Origin of the sequence: Testudinibacter sp. 'clade 2' (genome assembly GCF_006227735.1) — a bacterium.
Lineage (GTDB): Bacteria > Pseudomonadota > Gammaproteobacteria > Enterobacterales > Pasteurellaceae > Chelonobacter.
This window is the reverse complement of record NZ_VDHB01000104.1, coordinates 1-8,082: the sequence shown is the minus strand read 5'-3', so window position 1 is coordinate 8,082 and position 8,082 is coordinate 1. Positions and strand designations below refer to the sequence as shown.

The following is an 8,082-nucleotide window of genomic DNA, read 5'->3' as shown; positions in this document are numbered from 1 at the left end:
ATTCTGCATAATATTCTTCTTTTTTCTCAATCTGTAATAATTCAGGAATATAATCAGAACCACCCCAAATATAATTTTGCATAGTACCTTTTAATAAATAAACCATAGTGATTTTACCCTTATATATTCACGTAAATATTTACTTAATTTTCCTTTTAATTTACTAAAAATGATCGAATGAATACTTCTACTTTTTCTTTGAATTTCTCTTTAGAAAAATTCTCAGCATGTTTTCTAATTTTATCTTGATCCAAATAAAAGTCGTTTTCAAATTGTTCAATAGTACTATTTATACTAGTAATATTTTGTTCATAAAAAAAACAACCTGTTATACCATCTAAGACGGTATCCAAGGCACCTCCTTTCGCATAAGCAATTACAGGTTTACCGCATGCCATTGCCTCTAAAGGAACTATACCAAAGTCTTCTACACCAGGAAAAATTAATGCTCGACATTTTAATAAATATTTTCTCATTTCATCAAATGGCAAAGATCCTAAAATTTGGACATTCTCTCTAGCTATTTTTTTTAGCCATCCCAATTGATTACCATCTCCAATAACAACCAGCTTTTTTCCAGACTCATTAAATGCTTTAACGGCCAAATCTGCACGCTTATAATCCACCAATTGTCCTAACAACAAGTAATATTCATCACAATCAGGCGAAACTGAAAATTGTGCGGTATTGACTGGAGGGTAAATAATATCACTTTCTCTTCCATAATAACTTTTAATACGCTGTGCAACAAATGAACTATTAGCAATGAATCCTGTAACCTGTACGCTTGTTGCCTGATCCCAACGACGTAAATAATGCATTATTGGAGACATAATAAGACGTTTTAATTTATTTTGTGTATTTTTATATTGATGATACATATCCCAAGCATATCTCATCGGACTATGGCAATAACAAATATGTGGAACGCCCGGTGGAGTAATAATACCTTTAGCTGGACCCGACTCACTTGAAATAACAAGATCATAGCCGGTCAGATCTAACTCTTCTAATGCCAAAGGCATAAATGGCAAATACTGCTGATATTTTTTTATAGCCCAAGGTAATTTCGAAATAAAAGTTGTTTTGATATTATGTTTTGAAATAATTGAATCTAAAAATTTATTAGCATCATAAACATGCGTAAAAATATCCGCTTGTGGATATAGTTCACATAAGGCCTCAAGAACTTTCTCACCACCTCGTTGATTAACAAGCCAATAATGTATAATTGCAATTTTCATTAATTAATATTCTACTATTTAAGTAAATTATAGCCTGCGGCTAGATTTTCTTGATATTTTTCTTCAGAAAAGTTTTGTGCTTGCTCTAAACCTAAAGAAGATAATTTAGATAAAAGGGCATTATCAGATGATAAGGTTTCAATCGCATTAATGATATCATCGATACTATATGGATCAACATAGAAAGCTGCATTGCCCGCAACCTCAGGCAAACAACTCGTATTACTGGTAATTACAGGAATACCCATTTGCATAGCCTCAAGTACTGGTAATCCAAATCCTTCATACAAAGATGGAAAAATCAAAGAGTTAGCACCTTTTAATAAGGTCATCATTTCTGAAAAGTCAGAATATGGGATACGAATAATTTTAGGATTAAATCTTTTTTCTGCATCTTGATTATATTTTTGATTATATCGTTGAGCATCAAAGAACTTTTCCTCTTGCTCATATAACCAACCATTTTTACCTAAAACGACTAACTTACAATCTGTATTAGCTTTAGAAAAAGCCTGTAATAATCGCAAAACATTCTTTTTAGGTTCAACAGCACCATAAAATATAAAATATTTCTTATATTTTAGATTATAATTTTCTAATACAGTTTCAATACGCTCCTGAGGTAAGTTCAAGAGATTATTTGGAATAAAACTAGATTGATAGGTTACATGAATTTTTTCATCTGGAATATTCATAATTTCTATTAAATCTAATTTACTTTGGTTAGATACAGTAAAGATCAGATCAGCATCTTTCAAACTAGATTTTAGTATATTGGCGTAGTGACTGATATTAACTGATGTTGATAATGGAAGTTTTAAAGGAATAAGATCATGTACCGTAACAACTTTTTTAACACCTCTTGCCGATATAGGTAAAGGTAACGTCAGGTGTAAAACATCCATCCCAGTTAAATTAACATTTAAATTTTTTGCCGATATAGCAGAAAAAGCCTGTGAAACTCTAAAAAAGTGAGGTAAATTATATGGAGTAGCACCATTTGGTATTTTTCTATTTAATCCTTGATTGATCAATTGAATATTTGTCTGAACTTTTTTTGGCGTTAATCCTTTTCCAAATAATTGACTTAAATAATAAGGAAATCCATGGTATGCCCATTTTAGAATGCCTGAAGAGGCGGCTTCACCTTCAGTCGCTAACTTTTGATAGAATTCAATATTTTCAGGAAATTTTTCAGAACCAGAATACATTGAATACAAAATAGAAATATCATGACCTAATGTTTGAAGGTTAGTAGCTAAGTTACTAGCATAAACTCCAATTCCTGTAAATTCTTTTAACCCAAGATTATGTCCATCAATCATTATTTTCATATTTTATCCTTAATTGTTATTAATTTTATCTATATTAAATGAGCAATCCAGCCATTGACTACCAACAAAGAAGAATTTCTCACTATTTATTACTTCAAATATTAGTGCATAATCTTTCCATTCATAATTCGCATTTAAATGAGTATCACGATCATGAAGTGCGGTTTGCAATGAATAACTTCCAACCCCCAAATTTGCTTGAAAACTAATATTAAAAGAATATTGTTCCCCCGCCTTTACATTATTCACAATCTGCTTTGTATGCCAAGTATTCGTTCCATACATAACTTGTCCAAGTCGATCTTTTATCCCTATTCCTAATACGAGGTTTTCAATATCTTTATGAATACTCACTTGAATTCTAAGTTCTACATTTTCTCCAACTTTAACAATATCAGTAATGTTACCGGTATGATTTACTAATGTTATATCATCAACAGTTGCTTCACCAGTTCCTGATTTAGTCTGTGTAGCGCCATTGCTAAGTTTAGTAATCTCAATACTATTTTCTTTTTCTGCAATTAACGCATTATAAAAATCAAATATTTCTTCCGGGTTACCATCTTTAATAATATTGCCTTTCTCTATTAATATAGCCCTATTGCACAGTGCCTGAATTGCCCCTCTATCATGTGAAACAATTAATAACGTAGAGCCATCATTTTGAAATTCTCGAATTCGATTAAAGCTTTTATGTTGAAAATAAGAATCACCCACAGAAAGAGCTTCATCAATAATCAATACCTCAGGTCTCCAAGCAGTAGCCACAGCAAAGGCAACACGAACCTGCATACCACTTGAATATACTCTGATAGGCTGATCAAAATATTCACCTACTTCAGCAAACGCCTCAATATCATCAATAACTCTATCAATTTCTTCTTTAGAAAAACCCATCAAACTGGCTGAGTGGTAAACATTTTGACGTCCCGTTAAATCAGGATTAAATCCCATTCCTAACTCAAGAATTGCCGATATACGCCCATTAATTGTAATTTTCCCTTCGGTTGGCTTTGAAGTTCCCGTTATCAATTTTAAAAGTGTACTTTTCCCTGCACCATTTTGTCCAATGATACCAATAGATTCTCCAGGCATAACTCTAAAAGTTATATTTTTTAATATCTTTTTTTCATCTAAAATATTACTATCTGCACCAAACCATCTAGCGAAACGTTGCCATTCATTTTTATAAGTTCGATAAGATTTACTTATATGATCAATATTTATTACATAATTATAACTCATAATACATCCACCATTTCAGCACTTGCTCGACGAAATAGAAATACTCCAAACCCTATAATAATAATCGCAATTGTTAGAAGTAATAGCAATTCTGAAATATTAGGAACTCTATTATATGCTAAGATTTCTTGATATGCGCCAGTAAAGTATGAGATAGGATTAAATTTCAATAGATATCTATATTGTTCAGGTATTATGCTAATAGGATAAGCAATAGGCGTAAACCAAAATAAAACTTGTAGCAAAATTGGAATAACTTGACCAATATCGCGAATAAAAACATTAAGTACGCCAAGAATTAGCCCAATACCTAATGAAAAAATTAATAATAATAAAGAAAAAGGAATCAACCATAAAATATTTAAACTAAATCCATGACCTAGTAAGAAAAAAATAATCAACATTGCCAAAAATAATAAAATATTATTTACAAAATTCACCCCACCAACTATTGACGGTATTGTTGCTTTCGGAAATTGCATCTTTTTCATTAAGTCACCATTATCAATAAACATATTTAAAGATCTTAAGATGACTTCATTAAAAAGATTCCATGCTAATAATCCCGCCATTAAATAAATTGAATATGCATATTTATTATCTATCCCTGGTAATTTTGCTGATAAAACATTAGATAATATCAAAGCGTATATAGCGACTTGAGAAAGGGGGTTAAGGATAGCCCACAATCCACCCAGTTTACTTCTAGAGAAACGATTAATTAAATCATTTTTTATGGAGCTAATAATAAAAGATCGATATCTGTATAGCTCAGAAAACATACCCATAATACATTCCTTTTAATATTCTAGACGAAGAATATCATCTTCGCTTAAATAGCTTCCCGATTGTACTTCAATTAGCTCTAATGGAATTTTTCCCGGGTTCTCAATTTTATGTTCAATTCCTACCGGAATATAAATAGATTGGTTTTCAGTAATTAAACTAACCTCATGCCCTTTCGTTACTTTCGCCGTGCCAGAAACGACAATCCAATGCTCTGCCCGATGGTAATGCACCTGCATTAACTGGCTTTCACCTGGTTTAACCGTTATTCTATTTACCTTATATCTATTCCCTTTATCTATAGCATCCGAACGCCCCCAAGGTCGATATACTTCTCGATGTTCTTGGTATTCTTTACGGTTCTCTCTTTTCAATTGTTCAACAATTTGTTTAACTTCCTGAACTTTTGATTTATCGGCAACTAAAACCGCATCTTTAGTATCAACGACAATAATATCCGTTAATCCAACCGCAGCAACAAGCTTATTAGGCGCATAAATATAACATCCGGTCGTACTTTCCATAATAGCATCACCGCGATGTACATTTTGATTCTCATCTTTTTCAGATACTTCCCATAATGCAGACCAAGACCCAACATCACTCCAGCCTGCATCCATCGGTACAACAACGGCTTTTGCCGTTTTTTCCATAACGGCATAATCCACAGAATCATCAGGACATTTCAAAAATTCATCAATTTCTGCGCGGATAAAATCGTGATTAGACTCCCCGTTTTCTATGGCTTTTTTACAAGTATTATAAATTTCTGGTGCAAACTGTTTCAATTCATTCAAATACACGCTCGCCTTGAACATAAAACAACCGCTATTCCAATAATACTCTCCAGAGGAGATATATCCTTGTGCTGTATCTAAATTTGGTTTTTCAACAAAACATTTTACAGCATAAGCATCAGATAGCACTTCACCACGCTGAATATAGCCATATCCAGTTTCTGGAGCTGTTGGAACAATACCAAAAGTAACTAGGTTATTATCCTGTGCTTGCACTAACGCTTTTTTGATTGAATCTTGAAATGCATTTTTATTAGTTACAACATGATCAGCCGCTAAAACTAACAAGATAGGATCTTCACCATGTTTAATCGCTTCAAATGCCGCCAAGGCAATCGCCGGCGCTGTATTTCTGCCTGCTGGCTCTAAAATTATTCTCGATTTACTACCGTACTCACGCATCTGTTCAGCGACAATAAATCGATGCTGTTCGCCAGTAATAATAATGGGTTCTAATGCCTGCATTCCCTCAATACGTTCCAAAGTAGTCTGTAACATAGTGAGATCATTATTATTATCTAAGGCTAAAAATTGCTTAGGAAACATAGAGCGTGATAAAGGCCATAATCTTGATCCAGAGCCACCCGCCATAATTACCGGTATAAACATTTATAAATATCCTTCTTTTTTATAGAAAATCTAATTATTAACCAACCGCAACAAATACTGTCCATATTCATTTTTACTCATCGGTTTAGCAAGTGCGGTCAGTTGTTGATCGGTTAACCAGCCTTGCCGCCAGGCAATTTCTTCCAAACAAGCGACTTGCATGCCTTGGATATTTTCAATGGTGCGCACAAAAGAAGCCGCTTCGTGTAGGCTTTCGTGGGTGCCGGTGTCTAACCAGGCAAAGCCCCGTCCTAACAATTGGACATTTAAAGAGCCGTCATTGAGGTACATTTCATTTAAAGTGGTAATTTCCAATTCACCACGGGCGGATGGTTTGACTTGTTTGGCGAGCTCTACCACCCGGTTATCGTAGAAATATAAGCCGGTGACCGCCCAATCGGATTTTGGTACTTGCGGTTTTTCTTCGATGGATAAAGCCTTGTAGTGTTCATCAAACTCGACCACCCCGAAACGTTCCGGATCTTTCACTTGATAGGCAAACACCGTTGCGCCGTTGGTTCTGGCGACTGCTTTTTGTAATAGTGGGGTGAAGGATTGCCCGAAGAAAATATTGTCGCCCAGCACTAAACAGCAGCTGTCTTGCCCAATAAAATCTTCTCCGATAATAAAAGCCTGCGCCAAGCCATCCGGGCTCGGCTGAATGGCATATTGTAAGTTGATACCAAAATCACTGCCATCACCGAGCAAGCGTTTAAAACTGTCGTTATCTTCCGGAGTGGTGATAATCAAAATATCTCGGATACCGGCCAGCATCAGTACCGATAGTGGGTAATAAATCATCGGCTTATCATAAACCGGCAACAATTGCTTAGAAACGCCACGCGTGATCGGATACAGGCGCGTGCCGGAGCCACCGGCGAGAATAATCCCTTTCATATCAAGTCAAGCCTCTTTATATTTTTATTTATGCTTTTGTACCCAAACGTTGCAAGCTATATGAACCGTCTAGCACCCGGCTCCACCATCTTTCATTGTTGAGATACCACGTCACGGTTTTACGAATGCCGGATTCAAAGGTTTCCTGCGGTTGCCAGCCCAGTTCACGCCCGATTTTTGCGGCATCGATGGCATAACGCACATCATGCCCGGGACGATCGGTGACATAAGTGATCAAATCTTGATAACGATCGACCCCTTGTGGTTTATTAGGCACCAATTCTTCCAACAAGTTGCAGATAGTTTTTACCACCTCGATATTGGCTTTTTCGTTGTGCCCGCCAATGTTGTAGGTTTCGCCGATTTTACCTTCGGTCACCACTTTATATAATGCCCGCGCATGATCTTCCACAAACAGCCAGTCGCGAATTTGCATGCCGTTGCCATAAACCGGCAGTGGTTTGCCTTCCAACGCATTTAAAATCATCAAGGGGATCAATTTTTCCGGGAAATGGTATGGGCCATAGTTATTCGAACAATTGGTGACAATGGTCGGGAAAGCGTAAGTTCTTAACCAAGCCCGCACCAGATGATCGCTCGCCGCTTTGGAGGCGGAATACGGACTGCTAGGGGAATAAGGGGTGGTTTCGGTGAACAGATCGTCCGTTCCCTCTAAATCACCATACACTTCATCGGTGGAAATATGGTGAAAACGGAAAGCCTGTTTTTTAGCCGATTCAAGGCCGTTCCAATAGGCTCTGGCAGCCTCCAGCAAAGTATAAGTGCCGACAATATTAGTGTCGATGAATGCTGCCGGCCCGTCAATTGAACGGTCAACATGGCTTTCCGCTGCCAAGTGCATCACTGCATCAGGTTGATGCTGCTGAAAAATGCGTTCAAGTGCGGTTTTGTCACAGATATCTGCTTGCTCAAAAACATAACGTGGATTTGCTGCGATTTGTTCGAGGGACTCCAAATTGCCGGCATAGGTCAATTTGTCTAGATTGATGACACTATCCGCGGTCTCTTGAATAATATGGCGAACAACCGCCGAACCAATAAAACCGGCACCACCAGTAACTAAAATTTTCATAAAAATCCTTTAAAAGTCTATCAAAAATAGAATATTATCAACGACATCCTGTCGAAAAACTCCATTCTCTTAATAAA

General features: G+C 36.1%; 7 protein-coding genes. All 7 read right to left on the bottom strand.

Translation table 11 applies throughout. The features are described 5' to 3' along the window. Nucleotides 1–155 precede the first annotated feature (155 nt). Genes FHQ30_RS08810 through rfbB form a run of 7 tightly spaced genes read right to left on the bottom strand, consistent with a single transcriptional unit; the run spans nt 156 to nt 8,005 of the window. Complete coding sequence (locus tag FHQ30_RS08810) at nt 156–1,244, bottom strand: glycosyltransferase family 4 protein (protein ID WP_139615025.1); 1,089 nt, start codon at nt 1,242–1,244, stop codon at nt 156–158. 14 nt (nt 1,245–1,258) lie between these two features. Further along, nucleotides 1,259–2,578 carry a glycosyltransferase family 4 protein gene (locus FHQ30_RS08805; RefSeq protein ID WP_139612159.1) on the bottom strand — a complete coding sequence of 440 codons (1,320 nt, stop codon included), beginning with the start codon at nt 2,576–2,578 and terminating at the stop codon, nt 1,259–1,261. 9 nt (nt 2,579–2,587) lie between these two features. Then, nucleotides 2,588–3,823: an ABC transporter ATP-binding protein gene (locus FHQ30_RS08800; RefSeq protein WP_139612160.1), complete on the bottom strand. Its 1,236-nt coding sequence runs from the start codon at nt 3,821–3,823 to the stop codon at nt 2,588–2,590. Beyond that, a complete protein-coding gene (locus FHQ30_RS08795) occupies nt 3,820–4,611 on the bottom strand; it encodes an ABC transporter permease (protein WP_267965290.1) in 792 nt (263 codons plus the stop codon). Before FHQ30_RS08795 ends, FHQ30_RS08800 begins: the two co-directional genes overlap by 4 nt. 12 nt (nt 4,612–4,623) lie before the next feature. Beyond that, the gene (locus FHQ30_RS08790) at nt 4,624–6,015 is read right to left on the bottom strand and encodes a mannose-1-phosphate guanylyltransferase/mannose-6-phosphate isomerase (protein ID WP_139611007.1); all 1,392 of its coding nucleotides are present in this window, start codon (nt 6,013–6,015) and stop codon (nt 4,624–4,626) included. Between the two features lie 30 nt (nt 6,016–6,045). After that, a complete protein-coding gene (gene rfbA / locus FHQ30_RS08785) occupies nt 6,046–6,912 on the bottom strand; it encodes a glucose-1-phosphate thymidylyltransferase RfbA (RefSeq protein ID WP_139611006.1) in 867 nt (288 codons plus the stop codon). Between the two features lie 28 nt (nt 6,913–6,940). Next, entirely contained in the window at nt 6,941–8,005 is a 1,065-nt protein-coding gene (rfbB, locus tag FHQ30_RS08780) for a dTDP-glucose 4,6-dehydratase (protein ID WP_139611005.1), read from the bottom strand. Nucleotides 8,006–8,082 lie beyond the last annotated feature (77 nt).